The 20401-nt window shown below is 51.8% G+C and carries 16 protein-coding genes and 1 tRNA gene; 13 read left to right on the top strand and 4 right to left on the bottom strand.

The window, feature by feature from the left end; all coding sequences use genetic code 11:
* Positions 1–237: 237 nt before the first annotated feature.
* The 5 genes from gltB (at position 238) to HQ393_RS11100 (ending at position 9471) form a co-directional block, all read left to right on the top strand.
* Positions 238–4680: a glutamate synthase large subunit gene (gene gltB / locus HQ393_RS11120; protein ID WP_179355241.1), complete on the top strand. Its 4443-nt coding sequence runs from the start codon at positions 238–240 to the stop codon at positions 4678–4680.
* 111 nt (positions 4681–4791) lie between these two features.
* Positions 4792–6204 (top strand): FAD-dependent oxidoreductase, encoded by a 1413-nt coding sequence (locus tag HQ393_RS11115; RefSeq protein WP_179355240.1) that lies wholly within the window; start codon positions 4792–4794, stop codon positions 6202–6204.
* Between the two features lie 245 nt (positions 6205–6449).
* Positions 6450–7748, top strand: coding sequence for a diguanylate cyclase domain-containing protein (locus HQ393_RS11110; protein ID WP_179355239.1), 1299 nt, complete (start codon positions 6450–6452; stop codon positions 7746–7748).
* Complete coding sequence (locus tag HQ393_RS11105) at positions 7748–8788, top strand: tetratricopeptide repeat protein (protein ID WP_179355238.1); 1041 nt, start codon at positions 7748–7750, stop codon at positions 8786–8788. The genes HQ393_RS11110 and HQ393_RS11105 overlap by 1 nt, the downstream gene beginning before the upstream one ends.
* 83 nt (positions 8789–8871) lie before the next feature.
* A complete protein-coding gene (locus HQ393_RS11100) occupies positions 8872–9471 on the top strand; it encodes a MarC family protein (RefSeq protein WP_179355237.1) in 600 nt (199 codons plus the stop codon).
* Here the strand turns inward: HQ393_RS11100 and rarD are convergent.
* The gene (gene rarD, locus HQ393_RS11095; RefSeq protein WP_179355236.1) at positions 9453–10334 is read right to left on the bottom strand and encodes an EamA family transporter RarD; all 882 of its coding nucleotides are present in this window, start codon (positions 10332–10334) and stop codon (positions 9453–9455) included. The genes HQ393_RS11100 and rarD overlap by 19 nt on opposite strands.
* Before the next feature lie 355 nt (positions 10335–10689).
* On the opposite strand from rarD, the gene rpiA reads away from it, so the two are divergent.
* From rpiA to corA, 4 genes are all read left to right on the top strand, one after another.
* Positions 10690–11346, top strand: a complete 657-nt coding sequence (rpiA, locus tag HQ393_RS11090; RefSeq protein ID WP_179355235.1) for a ribose-5-phosphate isomerase RpiA — start codon at positions 10690–10692, stop codon at positions 11344–11346.
* A gap of 123 nt (positions 11347–11469) precedes the next feature.
* Complete coding sequence (gene phoU, locus HQ393_RS11085; RefSeq protein ID WP_179355234.1) at positions 11470–12171, top strand: phosphate signaling complex protein PhoU; 702 nt, start codon at positions 11470–11472, stop codon at positions 12169–12171.
* Positions 12172–12314: 143 nt separating this feature from the next.
* Complete coding sequence (gene ppx / locus HQ393_RS11080; protein ID WP_179355233.1) at positions 12315–13808, top strand: exopolyphosphatase; 1494 nt, start codon at positions 12315–12317, stop codon at positions 13806–13808.
* On the top strand, positions 13757–14869 hold the full coding sequence (corA, locus tag HQ393_RS11075) for a magnesium/cobalt transporter CorA (protein ID WP_179355232.1): 1113 nt from the start codon (positions 13757–13759) through the stop codon (positions 14867–14869). The genes ppx and corA overlap by 52 nt, the downstream gene beginning before the upstream one ends.
* Positions 14870–14925: 56 nt before the next feature.
* On the opposite strand, the gene HQ393_RS11070 is transcribed toward corA, so the two are convergent.
* On the bottom strand, positions 14926–15405 hold the full coding sequence (locus tag HQ393_RS11070) for a DUF456 domain-containing protein (RefSeq protein ID WP_179355231.1): 480 nt from the start codon (positions 15403–15405) through the stop codon (positions 14926–14928).
* Between the two features lie 199 nt (positions 15406–15604).
* Between HQ393_RS11070 and HQ393_RS11065 the strand changes: the two genes are divergently transcribed.
* The 3 genes from HQ393_RS11065 to HQ393_RS11055 all read left to right on the top strand — a co-directional run bounded on the left by HQ393_RS11065 (position 15605) and on the right by HQ393_RS11055 (position 17003).
* A tRNA-Phe gene (locus tag HQ393_RS11065) sits at positions 15605–15680 on the top strand.
* Between the two features lie 184 nt (positions 15681–15864).
* Entirely contained in the window at positions 15865–16572 is a 708-nt protein-coding gene (folE, locus tag HQ393_RS11060) for a GTP cyclohydrolase I (protein ID WP_246307882.1), read from the top strand.
* Between the two features lie 11 nt (positions 16573–16583).
* Positions 16584–17003, top strand: a complete 420-nt coding sequence (locus HQ393_RS11055; RefSeq protein ID WP_179355230.1) for a BLUF domain-containing protein — start codon at positions 16584–16586, stop codon at positions 17001–17003.
* A gap of 59 nt (positions 17004–17062) precedes the next feature.
* On the opposite strand, the gene HQ393_RS11050 is transcribed toward HQ393_RS11055, so the two are convergent.
* Entirely contained in the window at positions 17063–17758 is a 696-nt protein-coding gene (locus tag HQ393_RS11050) for a hypothetical protein (protein WP_179355229.1), read from the bottom strand.
* A gap of 350 nt (positions 17759–18108) precedes the next feature.
* On the opposite strand from HQ393_RS11050, the gene HQ393_RS11045 reads away from it, so the two are divergent.
* Positions 18109–18312, top strand: coding sequence for a cold-shock protein (locus HQ393_RS11045; RefSeq protein ID WP_179355228.1), 204 nt, complete (start codon positions 18109–18111; stop codon positions 18310–18312).
* A 190-nt stretch (positions 18313–18502) separates the two neighbouring features.
* Here the strand turns inward: HQ393_RS11045 and ilvD are convergent, their stop codons facing one another.
* The gene (gene ilvD / locus HQ393_RS11040) at positions 18503–20362 is read right to left on the bottom strand and encodes a dihydroxy-acid dehydratase (RefSeq protein ID WP_179355227.1); all 1860 of its coding nucleotides are present in this window, start codon (positions 20360–20362) and stop codon (positions 18503–18505) included.
* Between the last annotated feature and the right edge of the window lie 39 nt (positions 20363–20401).

Below are 20401 nucleotides of genomic sequence, written 5' to 3'. Positions count from 1 at the left end.
CTTTGTTAATGCGGTTTAGTGGATGCCAAAATCGCCCTGATTATTAATGCGCAATTAAATCGAGCTTACTTTGCGTGAAGTGTTTGCCATTGCGCCTTTCAGGGATATCCCCGATTGTCCTTCGGCGCAGCGCTTGGGTTGCGTTTAGCACTCTTAAAAGCTAGAATCAAGCCCTTTCGCTTGACTAGGGTCAATCCCTAGTGGGTTTGTTTTTTGGCTTTTAAGGGTTCCGTTGTGATGGATAGACAAAGCTGGTTAGAAGGTACGTTGTACCGCCCGCAGTTCGAGCAAGATAGCTGCGGCTTCGGTTTGATCGCGCAGATGGATGATAAACCGTCGCATTGGCTGGTATCGACTGCGATTAATTCTCTGGCCTGTTTGACCCACCGCGGTGCGGTTGCAGCCGATGGCAAATCAGGTGATGGCTGCGGGTTGTTGTTTCGCAAGCCAACTGGCTTTTTGCAAGCCGTAGCGCAAGATAATGGCTATACCCTGGCTGAGCAATTCACTGCAGGCCTCGTATTTGCTGGTCTTGATGCCAATACCTGTGCGCAATCCATTGCGAATCTGGTTTCCGCAGTAGAAAGCCAAGGCCTGATTGTAGCCGGTGTGCGTGACGTCCCTGTGAATCTGGATGCGCTGGGCGAGGCGGCAATGGCCTCACTGCCATCGATCAAGCAGATTTTCGTCAATGCCCCAGCTGGTTTGGCTGAAATCGAATTTGCCCGCAAACTCTATCAAGCGCGTCGCTTGGCTGAAAAAGCCAACGCAGGCGACAAAGATTTCTACATCCCGACGCTGAACCCGTACGTGATGTCATACAAAGGCTTGGTAACCCCAGAAAACTTGCCGGTGTTCTACCTCGATCTGAAAGACGAGCGTTTCGGTTCAAGTATGGCGGTGTACCACCAACGTTTCTCGACCAATACTTGGCCACAATGGAAATTAGCTCAGCCATTCCGTTTCCTCGCGCACAACGGCGAGATCAACACGCTGACGGGAAACCGCGCGTGGGCTAAAGCGCGTGAAGCGATCATGGATAGCGACAAGCTGGATATGGACGCGATCCGCCCTATCGTACAAACCAATGGTTCAGACTCGATGAGTTTGGACAATATGCTGGAAAGCCTGGTGCTCGGCGGCGTAGACGTATTCCGCGCCTTCCGTTTGCTCGTGCCACCAGCTTGGCAAAACGTCGATAGCAATGATCGCGACCTGCGCGCTTTCTACGAATACAACTCGCTGCACATGGAGCCATGGGATGGCCCAGCCGGTATCGTTTGGGCGGCTGGCGACTACGCCGGTTGTGCGCTTGACCGTAATGGCCTGCGTCCAGCGCGTTATGTGATTACCAAAGATCGCCACATCACGATTGCGTCTGAAATTGGCGTTTGGGGTTACAAACCTGAAGACGTGGTGAAAAAAGGCCGCGTAAAACCAGGTCAAATCGTTGCCGTTAACCTGAAAACCGGCGAGTTTATCGATACCGAAACCATCGATAACAGCCTCAAATCAGCTCAGCCTTACCGTGCGTGGCTCAAAGAGCATGCAACGCACTTGGAAATGGCGGAAGACAACAAGCCACTGGAAGAAATGGATAAGGCAACCCTATTGACCTACCAGAAACAATTCCAGTTGACGTTTGAAGAACGCGACCAAATCTTGCGCGTCTTGGCTGCGGATGGCCAAGAAGCCATCGGCTCGATGGGTGATGACACCCCAATGGCTGTATTGAGCGAGAAAGTACGTTCGCCATTTGATTACCTGCGCCAGCAATTCGCGCAAGTAACGAATCCACCGATCGACCCGATCCGTGAAGCGATTGTGATGTCGCTGAACACGTGCTTCGGTCCAGAACGTAATCTGTTTGAAGACGGCCCAAGCCACGCGAAACGTTTGGAAGTGACTTCACCGGTATTGTCGACCGATAAATTCGACGCCATCGTTGGCCAGTCTGACCCAGACTTCAAATCAGCGCGTTTCGAAATCTGTTTTGATGCTGGTACGACGTTGAAAGCGGCAATTGAGAAATTGACAGCTGACGTGCTTGCTAGTGTGAAAGAAGGCACGGTGATTGTCGTGTTGTCGGACAAAAACATCGCCAAAGGCCGCATGCCGATTCCGGCGCTGTTTGCTGTTGGCGCCGTTCACCATGCGCTGATCAATGCCGGCTTGCGTTGCAAAACCAATATCATCGTTGAAACCGCAACGACGCGCGATCCACACCACTTTGCGTGTTTGATCGGCTACGGCGCGACGGCGGTTGTTCCGTACCTCGCTTACCAGACGATCAAAGAATTGATCGACATGGGTCAAATCGAGTCAACGCTCGAAAAAGCGGCGAACAATTTCCGCAAAGGTATCAATAAAGGTCTGATGAAGATCTTGTCGAAGATGGGTATTTCGACCGTTGCTTCTTATCGCGGCTCGCAGTTGTTTGAAGGCGTGGGTATCGGCGAAGAAGTGATCGATCTGTGTTTAACTGGCACGGTGTCGCGCATTTCTGGTGCTAACTTCGCTGATTTCCAAGAAGACCAAGCGAAATTGAACAAGCTGGCATTCAACCCAATGCGTCCATTGGCGCAAGGTGGTTTGCTCAAGTATGTGTTCGGCGAGGAATACCACGCTTACAATCCAGACGTGGTGATGGCGCTGCAAAAGGCCGTGCAAAACGGCGATTACAAAGCCTACAAACAATACGCTGATCTAGTGAACAAACGCCCTGTCGCAATGTTGCGCGACTTGATGGCGCTGCAAATCGACCCAGCTAAAGCAATTTCGATTGACGAAGTTGAGCCGCTGGAAAGCATCGTGAAGCGTTTTGACTCAGCCGGTATGTCTCTTGGTGCCTTGAGCCCAGAAGCGCACGAAGCCTTGGCTGAAGGTATGCACCGTTTGGGCGCGCGCTCGAACTCGGGTGAAGGTGGTGAGGATGAAGCTCGCTACGGCACACCGAAAATGTCGAAAATCAAGCAGGTGGCTTCAGGTCGTTTCGGCGTAACGCCGCACTACCTCGTGAATGCTGAAGTGCTGCAGATTAAAGTAGCTCAAGGCGCGAAACCGGGTGAAGGTGGTCAGTTGCCAGGCGATAAAGTATCGCCATTGATCGCAAAACTGCGTCACAGCAAACCAGGCATTAGCTTGATTTCGCCACCGCCGCATCACGATATTTACTCGATTGAAGATTTGGCTCAGTTGATTTTTGACTTGAAACAGGTCAACCCTGCTGCCCTAGTTTCGGTCAAGTTGGTTGCCGAACCTGGCGTGGGTACGATCGCTGCCGGTGTTGCGAAAGCTTACGCTGACTTAATCACGATTTCTGGTTACGACGGCGGTACGGCTGCGTCGCCTCTGGCATCTGTGAAATACGCAGGTTCGCCGTTCGAGTTGGGCTTGACCGAAGCGCAGCAAGTATTGCGCGCCAATGGTCTGCGCGGCCGCGTTCGCGTTCAAGCTGACGGTGGTTTGAAAACCGGTCTGGATGTGGTGAAGGCCGCGATCATGGGTGCAGAGAGCTTCGGCTTTGGTACTGGCCCGATGGTGGCGCTGGGTTGTAAATTCCTGCGGATTTGCCACTTGAACAACTGCGCGACTGGCGTGGCAACGCAAGAAATCAAACTGCGTAGTAAGTACTTCATCGGTTTGCCAGAAATGGTCGTGAATTACTTCACCTTCATCGCGCAAGAAACGCGCGAATTGATGGCGAGCTTGGGTATTCGCAAGTTTGAAGACTTGGTTGGTCGTACCGAATTGCTCGGCCTGATTGAAGGCGCGACTGAGAAACAGAAGAAACTCGCGATGAGCGCGCTGTTGAGCCAAGGTACAACACCAGATTCAGTACCACGCTTCTGCGTTGAAGCGAGCAACCCGTCTTTCGACAAGGGCGAGTTGGCGGAAGAAATGGTGCGCGATGCATTGGCAGGTATTAAAGCGGGCACCAAACAAAGCTTTGAATACGATGTACGCAATATTCACCGCTCGATCGGTGCGCGTCTGTCAGGCGAGATCGCTAAAGCGCACGGCGCAGCGGGTCTGGCTGATGGCTCATTGCACATCAAACTGAACGGCTCTGCGGGTCAATCGCTCGGTGTTTGGAATGCTAAAGGTCTGACGATCGAGTTGGCCGGTGATGCCAATGACTACGTTGGTAAAGGTATGAACGGCGGTAAAGTCGTGATCTACCCACCAAAAGGTAGCGAGTTTGCTTCGCACGAAGCCACCATTGTTGGTAACACGTGTTTGTATGGTGCTACTGGTGGCGAGTTGTTCGCAGCCGGTATGGCGGGTGAACGTTTCGCGGTGCGTAACTCCGGCGCGACAGCGATTGTGGAAGGCGTGGGCGATCACGGTTGTGAATACATGACTGGCGGCTGCGTGGTGGTGCTGGGTGAAACCGGCTACAACTTCGGCGCGGGTATGACTGGTGGTTTTGCGCTGGTTTACGATCCAAACCAAAAATTCGCGTATCGCTACAACAATGAATTGATCGACACGAATCTGATCAATGGCGAAGCCTACGGCGCAATCCGCGCTTTCTTGAAAGACAAGATCGCTGCGCACGCAGCGCTGACGGGTTCAAGCAAAGCCGCTGAGTTGTTGGCGAACTTCGATGAAGCTGTGGATTACTTCTGGTTGGTGAAACCAAAAGTGGCCAAGCTCGATGCCTTGTTGAAAGACTAAGTGTGTGAGGTGGTGGGCGGCGATGCTGCCCACGACAGAATAAGTTTTGATTTAGATGTGCAGGGTATATGCCCGTAAGTCGCAATCTGATTCGCATTGAGGTTTATACCCATGTCAGACGTGTTTCAGTTTCTGAATATTGCGCGCAACCCGGGCGATAAAGTCGCCGTTGAAAAGCGCAAGTTCGTATTTAAAGAAATCTACAGCCCATTGGATAAAGTAACATCTGGCGAACAAGCTGGTCGTTGCCTGTCCTGTGGTAATCCATACTGCTCGTGGGAGTGCCCAGTGCACAACCACATCCCGCACTGGCTCAAGCTGGTGGACGAAGGCAAGCTGTTTGAAGCGGCTGAATTGAGCCACAAAACCAACTCATTGCCAGAAATCTGCGGCCGCGTTTGCCCGCAAGATCGTCTGTGTGAAGGTGCGTGTACGCTCAACCAAGTGGATGCGGGTGCCGTATCGATTGGTTCGGTGGAAAAATACATCACCGATGAAGCATTCAAAGCCGGCTGGCGCCCAGATATGTCTGGTGTGATTCAGACTGGTAAGAAAGTTGCCGTGATTGGCGCTGGTCCAGCTGGTTTGGGCTGCGCAGATATCTTGGTGCGCAACGGAGTAACGCCAGTCGTATTCGATCGCTACGAAGAAATCGGCGGCTTGCTGACTTTTGGTATTCCAGAATTCAAACTCGAAAAAGAAGTGATCGCGACCCGTCGCAAAATCATGGAAGAAATGGGCGTTGAATTCCGTCTGAAAACCGAAATCGGTAAAGACGTGAGCATCGAAACCCTGCTGGCTGAATACGATGCCGTATTCATGGGCATGGGTGCATACAAATACATGAAAGGCGGTATCGCTGGCGAAGATTTGCCTGGCGTGCTCGAAGCCTTGCCATTCCTGATCAATAACGTGCGCAACAGCATGGGTACACTCGAAGGCGAAGCCTTTGTATCGATGCAAGGCAAACGCGTTGTGGTGCTGGGTGGTGGCGACACCGCAATGGATTGCAACCGTACGTCAATTCGCCAAGGTGCAGCCAGCGTGATCTGTGCTTACCGTCGTGACGAAGAAAACATGCCAGGCTCAAAACGCGAAGTTGCCAATGCCAAAGAAGAAGGCGTTGAATTCGCTTGGAACAGCCAGCCTGTGAAAATTGAAAAGAATGCTGACGGCAGCCTCGCGCTGACTTTGGTTTCAACGCAATTGGGTGCGCCGGATGAGAAAGGCCGTCGCCGTCCAGAATTGGTAGCGGGTTCAGAGCGCGTACTTGAATGCGATCACGTGATCGTAGCATTTGGTTTCTCGGCTGAGCCAGAAAGCTGGTTTGACGCGCAAGGCGTGAAAACCGACGACTGGGGTCGTACGATTGCAGCTGAAAAGCAAACGTTCAAACATCAGACGTCAAACCCGAAAATTTTCGCGGGTGGTGACCAAGTACGTGGCGCTGATCTCGTTGTGCGAGCAGTGTATGAAGGACGTAATGCAGCAGAGGGTATACTTGCCTACTTGGGCGAGTGGTAATCGAAGCTGTGTAAAAAAGCCCCGCGAGCGGGGCTTTTTTATTAATGACAAACCCAGCTCGCGAAGCGAGGTTTCCCCTCAGGGAGGGGACGGTAGGGGTGGGAATAGAACATCAAGGCTGCAAGTATTCATATTTGCGTGCTAGGCTCGGCTTTGCCGAGGCTTGAACAGCGAGATGTTTTCCTAGTCAGCAGCCTGAAGCCCCGTTTACGGGGCTTTTTTTATGATGAAAAAATAGGTGCAGCGTGGATCAGCAACAATGGTTGAGTTCAGGGCAGCAATTTGAACGGCAAGGTCAGTACAGTGCCGCGATGAAAGCATGGTTAGCTGGTCTGGAAAGTGCGCAAGATTTGAGTGATGAAGTGCTGTACTGGGCCAAGATAGGCGAGTTACTGCGCAAAGCCAATCAAGCCGAGCGTGCTTTGGCGGTGCATCAGCACGCCTATATGGTCACCCAGCTTGGTGACTATCAGCACAGTTTGTTGCAATTGCAAATCGGTCTTGATTTGCTCGCGCTGGAACAAGCTGAAATGGCCAAACAGGCTCTACAGCGTGCCTTGCAGTTTCCCAATGTGCGTTTATGCCCCGTATTGCAAGAGCTGATCAGCCAGCTTCAAAGTGAGTTGGGTGAGCTAGCGCTGGCACAGCAAGCACTGATATTGGCCATTAAGTTGTACCAGAATGACGCGATGGCGATCGCACACTGTAGTTTGGCCTTGCTCAAACTGTTTGCAAAAAGCCCAGAAATCGGTGGCGAGCAACTCAGTTGGGCAATCGATATTGCCAATCAGCATTTACCGCTACTCATTGCAGAGGCGCGCCAAATGGCGATTGAATTGGGTCGGGCCTGCCAAACTTTGGGGCGTGATCAAGAGGCGGCAGTGTATTTTAGGCAAGCCCTAGCGCTGCCGGCCGTCAGTGCTGCTTTGCCATCGAAGCCGCGTCGTTTGGCGATGATCGAGTATAAATTGCAGCAAATCACCAGTGAAATCGAGATTGAACTACTGCGTGAGAAAAACGAAGTTCAGCATCAGCAGGTGCAGCAGCTCGAAGCAGTAGGGTTTAGGGATGACATCACTGGGCTTTACCATTCGCGCTACCTCACCATGCGCTGGGAAGGCTTGCTCGAACAGGCTGCCGCTGGCGTATCGCTGGCCTTACTCAGTATCGGGATTGATTTTTACGCCAGCATCAGCGAGGTGCTGGGGAAAGAGTCTGCCATGTTGATTTATGTGCAGATTGCTCAGGTATTGCAAAGCGAAGCGCCGAGCGATGCAGTCTTGGTCACGTCAAGTAGCGGCGCATTTGAGTTGGTGACTTTGGGCAAACATCCATCTCAGCTCGACGAGATGATCGCCAAGGTCCAGCGAAAAATCAGCCAACTCGAGCAAGTCTACTTGCCTGAGCCACTCAGTATCAGTGTGGGTGGCGCAATGTATCAGGCGGGTGAAGCGCGCGATGTATTTCAATTGCGTGCCAATTTGGCGCTATTTTTGGCGCAACGAAAAGAAAGTAATCATATTTGTTGGGATGGCACCTTGTAATGTCAGAGAGAGACCGTTTAATTCTGGAGTTGCAAACGATTGCCAAAGAGGCGCATTGCGGCTCACCGCCTTCGCCCTTGGTGGCCCTAGAGTTGCTCAAATCGGTCAAGGGCGATGTTTATCTTACCGCCTTGGCCAGCGCGGTTATGGGGCACGCATGGCAGCACATCAGTGAGCACGATAAAGCGCAAATGGCCTTTAGTTCGGCGATTGAAGGTTTTCGCGCGGCCAAACGAGCGCGCGATGAAACTGAGGCGATGATCCTGCTTGGCACATCGCATTTGCTCAGTGGTGAGCCGATGCGTGCGCTCGATCACTGGTCTAATGCCCTACAAATTGCCCGCAAGATCAACGATAGAGAATTGTGTATCCGCGTCTATCTCGGTGTTGGCCAGGTCTACATTGGCTTTGGCGATATGGAGTCGGCTTTGCAGTTTAATGAGTTGGCGCTGGAAATGGCGCGTCGACTCAACCATGACGAGCGCAAAGGAGAGGCGCTGCTCAATGTGGCTAGTGATGCCTATCGCTTGGGGCGTTATAGCTATACTTTGCAATGCATTGCAGAGGCAGAAAAACTACTCGAAACCACCATTAGCAATAAAATCTGGTCGGCCGAGGTGGTCTATTTCCGTGGTCGTGTGCATGCGCAGCAGGGGCATTACGCACAAGCCAAGCTTGAGCTTGAGACGGCGTATCAGCTCAGCGAGCAAAATGATAATTTATGGGGTAAAGCCCATGCGCTGACGGCCTTGAGTGAAACGCTGCTTAAAATGGGCGATGGCCAAACTGGGCAAGTTCTCGAAGACGCGCATCAATTGGCCAAAATGGCCAATCTTGCGCCGCTGTTACTGCGCTGCAGCCAGGCCCTCATCACCTGGTACGAGCAATGTGGTGATGTATCAGCCAGCCTGCCGCATTACAACTACGTACTGCAAAACGAGCAAGCTATTCCCGTCAAAGTCACTGCGGTTCATGCGAAGCAAATTACTCAATTGCTGGCACGCAGTCGCGTGCGCTGCTTGGCGCGGGATTTCTCCTAATTCCTATGTATCAGACGCCTAGCCGTTCAAGCTGGGCGTTTTCCCGCATATGACAGTACAGTGGGCTTAGCTAAACTGCGTTGATGGATAGCCCAACTTTTCTCTCTGCATTTGTCTTGCTGCTGCTGGTGACCGACCCGCTGGGCGGCATTCCCTTGTTTGTTTCTTTGATGAAGCAAGTTCCGCCCGAGCGACGCTGGCGCATGATCGTGCGCGAGGTCAGTGTCGCCTTTATTATCTTGCTGCTGTTTATGGTCTTTGGGCGGCAATTTCTAGAATTAATGCATTTATCGCAAACCTCGCTCGGTATTGCGGGCGGCGTGATTCTGTTTTTGATTGCGCTGCGGATGGTGTTTCCGCATCCTGACGGGGTGTTTGGCGATACGCAGCAGGGCGAGCCTTATATTGTGCCGCTGGCGATTCCCTTGCTGGCGGGGCCGTCGGCTTTAGCGACCGTGCTGCTACTGGTCTCGCGCGATCCGGAGCGAATCTGGGTGTGGATCGCGGCGCTGGCGCTTACCATGCTGGTGTGTGCTTTCACTTTGGCTTTCTCCGAGAAAATCAGCCAAGTCTTGGGCGAGCAAGTGACAACCGCCTTCGAGCGGCTGATGGGCTTGATCTTGACCGCGATCGCAGTGCAAATGCTGCTCGATGGTATTCGCGCTTATTTGGCGAGCTTATAAGTCGCGCGGTGCTTGAGGTAACCTTCGGCGCTAAACAAGATGAGTGCCAGCCAGATCAAACCAAAGCCGATCCTCCGATCGATCCCAAAGGGCTCATGCCAGAGCCAAATCGCCAAGATTAGTTGCACCGAGGGGCCGAGATACTGCATCAGGCCCAATTGCACCATGGTGATTTTTCGCGCTGCTGCCGCAAAGAGTAGTAGGGGTATTGCCGTGATTGGCCCGGATAGCATGATGGTGATCTGCATACCTGTTGAGGTATGGCTAAAGCCATTCTCGCCATTCAAGCTCAGATACACTAAACCTGCCACTGCGAGTGGAAACAGCAAGGCGGTTTCTAGCGTTAATCCTTCTAGCGCGCCCAGATGCGCAGTTTTGCGCAATAAGCCGTAAATGCCAAAGGTCGTCGCGACGGTGAGCGCCACCCAAGGTAATTGCCCTGATGAGACGGTCAGCCAGGCAACCCCAGCGCCTGCGATGGCAATGCAGACCCATTGCATCGTGCGCAGCCGCTCATGCAAGACCAGTACGCCGAGCAGTACATTAATCAGCGGATTGATGAAATAACCAAGGCTGGCATCGACCACGCGGCCCGAATTGGCGGCCCAAATATACACAAACCAGTTGATTGACAGTAGGACAGCGCTAAGGGCAAAGCCTGCGACGAGTCGCCGATTTTTTAATTGCGCCAACCACTGCCATTGGCCGCGCCAGGTCAAGATACCCAATAAAAACAGCAAAGCCCAAACGATGCGATGCAAGACAATTTCGCCCGCAGGCAAAAATTGCAGCACTTTGAAATAGAGCGGAAACAGGCCCCAGATTAAATAAGCGAGTGCGGCGGAGAGTAGGCCTGAATTCATCGTGAACTCGAAGGGGAACGGTGTTGCAGTATATCGAGTCACTGCTGGGCGCAGTAGCGACAGTTAAGGCCAAAGTTCGGCATCACAATCTGTGCACGGCGAGTCAGCGAATACTTCTAATGGGTATCGCTATGAAATGATTATTTGGCTTTGATTTTTAGCTTATACCCAGCGTAGGTGGTGTTGCGTGCCAAGGATTTGGGCTGAGTGTGAGCTGCGGGATGCGACTGAATGGTTGCTTCTTGATGCGTGGCAAGCTGCGGACGATTGAAATAACTCACAATCTGAGTGGCGTACTACGGTGTACTATTACGCATTCACTGTGTAATCCAATTTGACCTATTTAGGAGCTGCCATGACTCAAAATGAATTGAAAGAAGCGGTTGGCCGTGCTGCCATTGCCTACATTCCTGATGACTGCATTGTCGGGGTTGGTACAGGTTCGACGGCAAACTACTTTATTGATGCACTGGCGGAAATTAAAGGTCGGATCAAAGGCGCAGTGTCTTCATCTGAAGCCAGCGTAGCGCGTCTGAAATCCCACGGTATTCCTGTGTACGAGCTCAATACGGTTGATGAATTGCCCGTGTATGTCGATGGCGCGGATGAAATTAATCATCAATTGCAAATGATCAAAGGCGGCGGCGCAGCGCTGACGCGGGAAAAAATCGTCGCCGCTGTGGCCGATAAATTTATCTGCATCGCGGATGAATCAAAATTGGTCGATATTTTGGGTAATTTCCCATTGCCAGTGGAAGTCATTCCAATGGCGCGCTCCTACGTTGCGCGTGAAATCGTCAAGCTCGGCGGCCACCCTGCGTACCGCGAAGGTGTGATTACCGACAATGGCAACATCATCATCGACGTGCACGGTTTGCAAATCACTCAAGCGAATGATTTGGAGTCAAAATTGAACCAAATCGTCGGCGTGGTGACGAACGGTATCTTCGCGCACCGTCGCGCTGATGTGTTGCTGCTAGGCACGGCCAATGGCGTAAAAACCATCAAATAAGCGATCTGGCTCTACAATAGCGCCCTGCGGTGCAAAGATAGCACCCCTTTGCACCGAGATGAAACATTGCGGTAATAATGTACTGCTAAGGTGCGTTGATTAAATACACTGGAGTAATTGCGCATGGCCGAACATATTTCAAAACAATTTGACGCTGACCTTGATGCGATTCGTTCGCAAGTTTTGGGTATGGCCGGTCTGGTCGAAGAGCAAGTACGATTGTCGATGAAGGCTTTGGCGACTGGCGATCTGTCGATCATCAATCAAGTGATTGAGCAAGAACAGAAAGTCAATGACATGCACGTTCAGCTCGATGATATGTGTGTGCACATGATCGCGCGCCGCCAGCCTGCGGCATCGGATTTGCGTCTGGTGATGACCGTGATTAAGTCAGTGGAAGATCTGGAACGCATTGGCGATAAAGCGCACAAAATCTGCACGCGCGCGAAAAACATTTTCGACGCGGGCAAATTGCAAGTGCCTAATTTCCAAGAATTAAATCACATCGCCAATTTGGCCTTGGATATGTTGGCGCGTGCGCTCGACTCATTTGCACGCCTCGATTCGGCCACCGCCTCTGAAGTGAAACGCTCAGACAGCCAGCTGGATCAAGAATACCGTGGTCTGCAACGTCAATTGATCACCGTGATGATGGAAGACCCACGTTCTATCACCTTGACGATGGATATTCTGTGGATTGCCAAAGCGATCGAGCGCATTGGCGATTTGGCGGTGAATGTGGCTGAGCACGTCGTGTATCTGGTCAAAGGCCAAGACGTACGCCATAAAACCCAGGAAGAAGTTGATTCAATTGCCAAGTCATAAGCGCAATTAATCTCTGTCAAGCAAAAAAGGGGCGAGTTGTTTCGCCCCTTTTTTCATATTATTTTTTCGTCGATTACGGTAAATTGACGGCACCATGCATAGAAATTCAATCTGGACTGAAATTCAGGGAGTTTTCCAAAAAAATGAGCGATAACTCGGTGATCGCCGCCGTTGATCTGGGCTCGAATAGTTTTCGCCTGCAAGTTGCGCGGGTGGTGGAAGGCTCGCTATTTCCCTTGGATTCACTCAAAGAAACGGTTCGTCTTGGCGCTGGCCTTGATGCCAGCGGCTGCTTAAGCCAAGAGGCCATCGATGAGCTGATTACCGCTTTATCGCGTTTTGGCGAGCGTTTAGCTGGCTTGCCGCCGCAGTGTGTTCGCGCCGTGGCGACCAATACATTTCGTATTGCGCGCAATTCAGCCCAATTTTTACCGGCTGCCGAAGCTGCGCTAGGTTTTCCCATTGAGATTATTGCTGGCCGCGAAGAGGCTAGGCTGATTTATATTGGTGCGGCGCATAGCTTGCCCAGTACGCGCGAACGGCGTCTGGTCGTCGATATTGGCGGAGGCTCGACGGAGCTGATTATCGGTAGCCAATACCGCTCGTTTCGCACCGAAAGTATTCAGCTCGGCTGCGTTGGCTGGAGTATGCGTTACTTCCCCGACGGTATTATCACGCGCGAACGACTCGAAACAGCCGAGTTGGCTGCGCGCGGCGCTTTCTTGCCGCTAGTGCCTGATTTTCATACCAGCGAATGGCAACGGGCGATCGGTACGTCGGGTACTGCCCGCTCGCTGGCGGATATATTGGAGTTGAACGACTTATCCCCCCTGGGTATCACCCGAGGCGGCATGGCTGCCTTGCGCGAAATCATGCTACAAGCGGGGCATATCGATAAGATTTCACTCAATGGCTTGCGTGATGACAGACGCCCAGTCTTGGCGGGCGGCTTTGCCATTATGCAGGCGGCGTTTGATATGCTCGGGATCGAGCGGATGAATATCACCTACGGCGCGCTGCGCGATGGCGTGCTGTACGACTTGATGCAGCGTCAAACGCAATACGATGTGCGTGATCGCACCGTTGATTTTTTCCAGCGCCGATACCATGTGGATGGCCTGCAAGCCAATCGCGTGATGGCGATGACTGAGCAATTGTTTGAAAGCCTGCGCGGTGAAGCTGCGCCAGAAGATGCCGTGCTGGTGCGGCACCTGAATATGGCGGCCAGTTTGCACGAAGTGGGGCGCTCGATCGCGCATTCGAGTTATCACAAACATTCGGCCTACATCTTGCAGCACGCCGATATGCCGGGTTTTTCACGTCGCGAACAAGTTTGGCTCTCGCGTCTGGTCTTGGCGCACGCCGGTAGCCTGACCAAGCTGGATGCTGATGTCATCAATGATGCCGAGTGGGATGCGATCTTGGCCCTGCGTCTGGCGGTGCTGTTTTATCGGGCGCGGCTCGATGAAACGCCGCCTTGGTGTGACTTGGTACATCACCATGAAGGTTATTTATTGACGATAGACGAGCAGTGGCTGGCGTCGCACCCGCTGACTGCATTTGCTTTAAATGAGGAAATCACGGCATGGCAAAACGTCGGCGTGACGCTCGCAGTACAGACCATCCCCGCCGCGTAAAAGCGCATCTAAAGGCCAGCAAAGCGGGTGCCGCACCTGGATTTTTGCAATACGTAGGCGCGCACGAAGCGGCGCCGACCTTGGCCACGCTGATTGAGTTTGGCGCCAATTCTGGCGAATTTATCGAGACTAAATTTACCGCTCTGGAGCAAGGTCGCGAATTTAAGCCGACCTTTGGCAACTACTGGCTCAATTTGCATGGTCTAGGTGATACCGAGTTGCTGAAATTGATTGGGCGACGTTTTCGTTTGCACCCATTGGTGCTCGAAGACATCCTTAATACACAGCAGCGCCCCAAGGTTGAAACCTATCCCGGCTATTTGTTTATTACCGCTCGCCTGATGAAGCTCGACGACGACGGCGTGGTCGATTCCGAGCAAATCAGTTTGGTGGTGGGGCATAACTTCCTACTGACGTTTCAGGAAAAACCAACTGGCACGTTTGAAGCGATCCGTGAATCTCTGCGCAATGGTGAATCGCAATTGCGCAAGTTTGGCACCGATTACCTCGTCTATGCGCTGCTGGATAAAGTCGTTGATCGCTACTTTGCCGTGCTCGAGCAAGTCGGTGAGCGCGTGGATAATCTGGAAGACGAAATCATCGAGTCGCTGGACCCACAACAGATGCAGGAAGTGCAATATTTGCGGCGCTCAATGCAGGCCTTAAAGCGCGGTCTTTGGCCGCTGCGAGAGGTGATTAATATTTTGCAGCGTGATGATGCCGATTTTTTCAAAGATGAAACGCAGCTCTATCTACGCGATGTGTACGACCACACTGTGCAATTGATCGAGAGTGTCGAGGCATTGCGTGATGTCGTCTCGGGGTTGCAGGATATTTACCTTTCGCTGCAATCGCAAAACATGAATACGCAAATGCGTACGCTGACCGTGTTTACGATTATCTTTAGTCCGCTGACCTTGATCGCAGGGATCTACGGCATGAACTTTGACAACATGCCCGAGCTACACTGGCAATATGGCTACTTTATTGTGCTGGCGCTGATGGGGTTATTGGGTTCGGGTCTGGGTTTGTATTTCTGGTCGAGGCGCTGGATCGAGTAGGGGTATGTGCAGCAAGATATTTATTTGATTTATCTTGCTGAATATACCCTTTGAATTTAAATCCAATACGCCAACCAGAACACACCGAGCATCGCAAAGACAATGGCAATCTTGGCGATCGCCCCGAGGATCATGCCGATCCAGCTTGCCAGCCCGACCTTACCCGATTGCCAGAGCTGGCGGCTCGCATAAAATTCCCCTGTCGCCGCGCCAATCAAAGGCCCGAAAATCAAGCCGAATGGCCCCGCCAAAATCCCGAGCAATGCGCCTGCAGTCGCGCCCCAAACCGCCTGTTTGCTGGCGCCCGCTGCCTTGGCCCCCAGTGCGCCCGCAAGATAGTCGAGCAAACTGGCGATAATGGCCATGACACCCAGCGCGATAACGGTATAGACACTGACCGTTTGAAAATCTTGCTGCCAGGCCAAAATCAACATACCGGCAAACACCAGTGGCATGGAGGGCAGGAGGGGTAAAATAATCCCCGCAATACCCAGTAACATCAGGCCAATACTCAATACCCACCAAATTGCATCCATGTTTTCTCGCGAGGATAATTTAATTTCGCTGAGTTTGACACCGTCTCGCCCAAAATGTTCGCAGATATTATCTGAATAAAAACAGTAATCTATATGAATAATCCATTTTTACCGCCCAATAAACCTAAGAAAGGTTTGACGCGGCGCGCGTGCTGGTGTTTAATTCCGCTTCTCGCTGGCCGACGTCGGTGAGAAAAGTGGCCAATTAGCTCAGTTGGTAGAGCAGCGGATTGAAAATCCGCGTGTCCGTGGTTCGATTCCGCGATTGGCCACCACAGAATTTAAAAGCCCGCTCAATCGAGCGGGCTTTTTTATTGCCCGCAATTTATGGCGGTGATTTTGACGTAGCAAGGTGTGCAGTTTGTGATACGCTACTGATGAGTAGCCGTTTTGCTTTGCACCCAGCCTTGATCATCGAGGCGTGCACCATTTGCCGCGTGTTAAACCAAGGATTAAATCGTGAGTCAGTCTGATTCTAAAGTTCCTACGACCACCCCCGTTTCGCAGCGTATCCGTTATCGTCTGCATCAGGCGCAACGTCGTTTCCATGCCAACGATAATATTGCTGACTTTATCGAAGACGGCGAAATGGCCGAATTGCTCGATGAAGTGCAAGAAAAAATGGTGGGTGTGCTGCAAAGTCTGGTGATCGATACTGAAAACGATCACAACACGCAAGATACCGCGCGTCGCGTGGCCAAGATGTATCTGAATGAAGTATTTCGTGGTCGATATGTGGCGCAGCCGCCGGTTACCGAGTTTCCCAATGTTGAGCATCTGAATGAATTGATGATTGTGGGGCCGATTACCGTGCGTAGCGCGTGTTCACATCACTTCTGCCCGATTATTGGTAAATTGTGGATTGGTATTCTGCCAAATCAACATTCCAACTTGATTGGCCTGTCAAAATATGCGCGCTTGGCTGAATGGGTGATGTCACGCCCACAAATTCAGGAAGAAGCCGTGACGCAAATGGCCGATTTGCTGCAAAGCAAAGTCAATCCAGATGGTTTGGCGATTGTGATGGAAGCGGATCATTTCTGCATGCATTGGCGCGGCGTCAAAGATTCGGATTCCAAGATGATTAATAGTGTGATGCGTGGCATCTTCCTGAAAGACACGCATTTACGGCTTGAGTTTTTGTCACTGATTAACAATAAACGCTAAAGAGGTCAGACATGCTTGTTCGCTTGATTTACGCCAGCCGTGCCGCTGGGGATGTAAATGCTGAGTTGTTGGACGCTATTTTGCGCAGTTCGCGACAAAATAACCCCGCAATTGGCGTGACGGGCGTGTTGTGTTACAGCGGCGGGATGTTTGTGCAAGTGCTGGAAGGTAGTCGATCTGCCGTGTCGTCGCTGTATAACGTAATTGTGCGTGACCCACGGCATGAAAAAGTAGAGCTGCTGCATTTTGAAGAAATCGTTGAGCGGCACTTTTCGGGCTGGACGATGGGGCAGGTGAATTTATCGAAGGTCAACGCCTGTGTGCTGCTGAAGTATTCCGCGCGTGCAGAGTTTAATCCTTTTGAGATGAGTGGTTCGACGGTGATGCGCTTGCTTGATGATTTAATCGCGACTGCGGCGATTAGTAAATAAAGAGTCCTCGCTTGAACGTATCAAAAGCCATCCGCAGCGGATGGCTTTTTTGTCTGCACTCAGGCTTGCTGATCCACTTTACCGGCCTGCGCACCAAACCAGTCGTAGTAGCGATCGCCACCGGCGAGTTTGAGTAGTTTCAATATCATATTGCCGCCTATGCTCTGATTGTCTTGTTCGCCTTGCTGTTTGGCTTGGAAGGAAAGTGCAACAGGTTCGGCGCTGATGTTGCTGAGTAACTCATCGCCAGTCCCGTTATAAGCAATATTTTTTGGGGTATTGCTGTTGGTGCTTTGGCTGATATTGCTTTGCTGTGTATACCTTGCTTCTTGTAGCGACTCATAATTGACCGTGAGTTCAAATTCAAATTGCCGGCCATCTGCAGTGGTCATGGTGCCGTGCCCAGTGAAGCTACTGCTGTCCTTGAGGCTAAAAGCCGCGCTACGGGTGTCGCTCACGCCGTTTTGACTATGCGATAAGCACATGGCGGCTTCGCTGCTACTTGAGAGCTCAATCTGATCAAGGCTGACCTGCATCCCTTTGGCTGCATCGCCAAACAGTTGATTCGCAAATTGACCTAAAAAATCTTGCGCCATCTGCAGGGTATCTTTTTGCAGCTGGGCCACGCGCTTTTCTATGGCACGAGGTTCGGCTGCGCTAATTGCATCTCGCTTGGCAGCAATCATCGGCGGGGCATTGCTTGGCGCTGGCGTGAATACATTGGTGTTAAGGCTGCTGCTGGGGATGGTTGTCATGATCATTGCCTCGGCTACGTGCTGAGCTACTTATCGGCAACAAGATTGCGAAGTGAAATTTAGCCGACGAATTGCATTTCTTTCTCCGAAATGACAATTTTTTGGCGTTCAGAATGACATTTTTGCTGATTTAATTTTGTGGTTTTCCGCTTTTTTTCTAGCTTTTTACGCAGAAAACAACCGTTCAGCGTTTTATTATTTTTCGAAAAGCCAATGTTTATTAGGGTTTTGGCTGCTTTTACGATTTAAATGGCCGACGGTGTGCATATTTGCCACTTTTTATTAGCATACTTGTGTATGATGTAGTTCTTGAGCGACTGCTCAATTTTATAGTTTAAGGTAAATTAAAGATGGCAACTGGTACAGTTAAGTGGTTCAACGATGCAAAAGGCTTCGGTTTCATTACTCCTGATCAAGGTGGCGAAGACTTGTTTGCCCACTTCTCAGCAATCACTTCTAGCGGTTTCAAATCACTGCAAGAAGGCCAGAAAGTTAGCTTTGAAGTGACTAACGGCCCTAAAGGCCAACAAGCTTCAAACATTCAGCCTCTGTAATTTACTACAGACTCTGATGCTCAGAACCCAGCTTAGGCTGGGTTTTTTATTGCCTGTAATTTGTAGAATAGCAATGGGTGTAGATGGGTATTGTGTGCAAGGCTATGCTTGATATTGTTTTCAAGCCTATACCCCTTGTAATAAAAAAGCGGCCCGTAGGCCGCTTTTGCTTGCTGGCTAATCAATAGCCTTAGTCTTTGCGCTCTACCTGAGATACGTCGCGCACCGCGCCGGTGTCGGCGCTGGTCGTCATCGCAGCGTAGGCACGCAGCGCAGCGCTCACGATGCGCTGACGATCAACGGGCTTCCAGGCGTCTTTGCCTTTGGCGTCCATCGCAATGCGGCGTGCAGCGAGTTCTTCGTCGCTGACGAGCAAATTGATGGTGCGGTTAGGGATGTCGATTTCCAGTGTGTCGCCTTCCTGTGCCAAGCCAATCGCACCGCCTTCGGCGGCTTCGGGTGAAACGTGGCCAATAGAAAGACCCGATGTGCCGCCTGAGAAGCGACCGTCGGTGAGGAGCGCGCAAGCTTTACCAAGACCTTTTGATTTGAGGTAAGAGGTGGGGTAGAGCATTTCTTGCATGCCTGGGCCGCCTTTCGGGCCTTCGTAGCGGATCAACACCACATCGCCTGCCACAATCTGGTCGTCCAGAATGCCTGCAACTGCATCGTCTTGGCTTTCAAAAATACGTACGCGGCCAGTGAACTTCAGAATTGAATCGTCGACGCCAGCGGTTTTAACGATACAACCGCGTTCCGCGATGTTGCCGTAGAGGACGGCAATGCCACCGTCTTGCGAATAGGCGTTTTCTTTGTTGCGGATGCAACCATTAGCGCGGTCAAGATCAAGCTCTGGCCAGCGCATGCTTTGGCTAAAGGCAATTGTCGTTGCTACGCCGCCAGGTGCTGCGCGGAAGAGTAGGTGGGCCAGGCTATCGGGCGAGTTTTTAACGATATCCCATTGATCCAAGCCTTCGCCCAGAGTCTTGGCGTGCACGGTGGGTACGTCGCGGTGAATTAAGCCGGCGCGGTCAAGCTCGGCCAAAATACCGATGACGCCGCCTGCACGGTGTACGTCTTCCATGTGGTATTTCTGCGTGGCGGGCGCAACTTTGGACAGGCAAGGCACTTTGCGGCTCATGCGGTCAATGTCTTGCATTTTGAAATCAACGCCGGCTTCGTGTGCGGCGGCGAGTAAATGCAGTACGGTATTGGTTGAGCCGCCCATCGCGATGTCGAGGGCGATGGCGTTTTCAAAGGCTTCAAAGGTGGCGATATTGCGTGGCAAGACCGATTCGTCGTCTTGCTCGTAATAACGTTTGGCCAGCTCAACGATGGTACGACCCGCTTGCAGGAACAATTGTTTGCGATCGCCGTGCGTGGCGAGCAAAGAGCCGTTGCCAGGTAATGACAGGCCGAGTGCTTCAGTCAGGCAATTCATCGAGTTGGCAGTAAACATACCAGAGCATGAGCCACAGGTTGGGCAGGCGCTGCGCTCAACGGCGGCCACTTCTTCGTCTGATACGTTCGGATTGGCCGCTTCCACCATGGCATCAACCAAGTCGAGCTTACGAGTTTCGCCTTGCCAATTGACTTTGCCCGCTTCCATGGGGCCGCCAGAGACAAAAATCACCGGAATATTCAGGCGCAAAGAAGCCATCAGCATGCCAGGGGTGATTTTGTCGCAGTTTGAGATGCAGACAATCGCATCAGCGCAATGCGCATTTACCATGTATTCAACTGAGTCGGCAATCAGGTCGCGACTTGGTAATGAATACAACATGCCGCCATGGCCCATGGCGATACCATCGTCAACGGCGATGGTGTTGAATTCTTTGGCGACACCGCCAGCTTTTTCAACTTCCCGTGCAACCAGTTGGCCAAGATTTTGTAGGTGGACATGGCCGGGTACAAATTGCGTAAATGAGTTGCAGATGGCGATGATGGGCTTGTCAAAATCACCGTCTTTCATGCCGGTTGCGCGCCAAAGAGCGCGGGCGCCGGCCATATTGCGGCCATGAGTGGTGGTGCGGGAGCGATATACAGGCATGATTTTTCTCTAAGTGGCTGAAACTGTATGGCAATTGTA

The sequence above is a fragment of the Chitinibacter bivalviorum genome, from assembly GCF_013403565.1.
Lineage (GTDB): Bacteria > Pseudomonadota > Gammaproteobacteria > Burkholderiales > Chitinibacteraceae > Chitinibacter > Chitinibacter bivalviorum.
The sequence above is the reverse complement of the archived record's forward strand: the minus strand, read 5'-3'. Positions and strand labels throughout refer to the sequence as shown.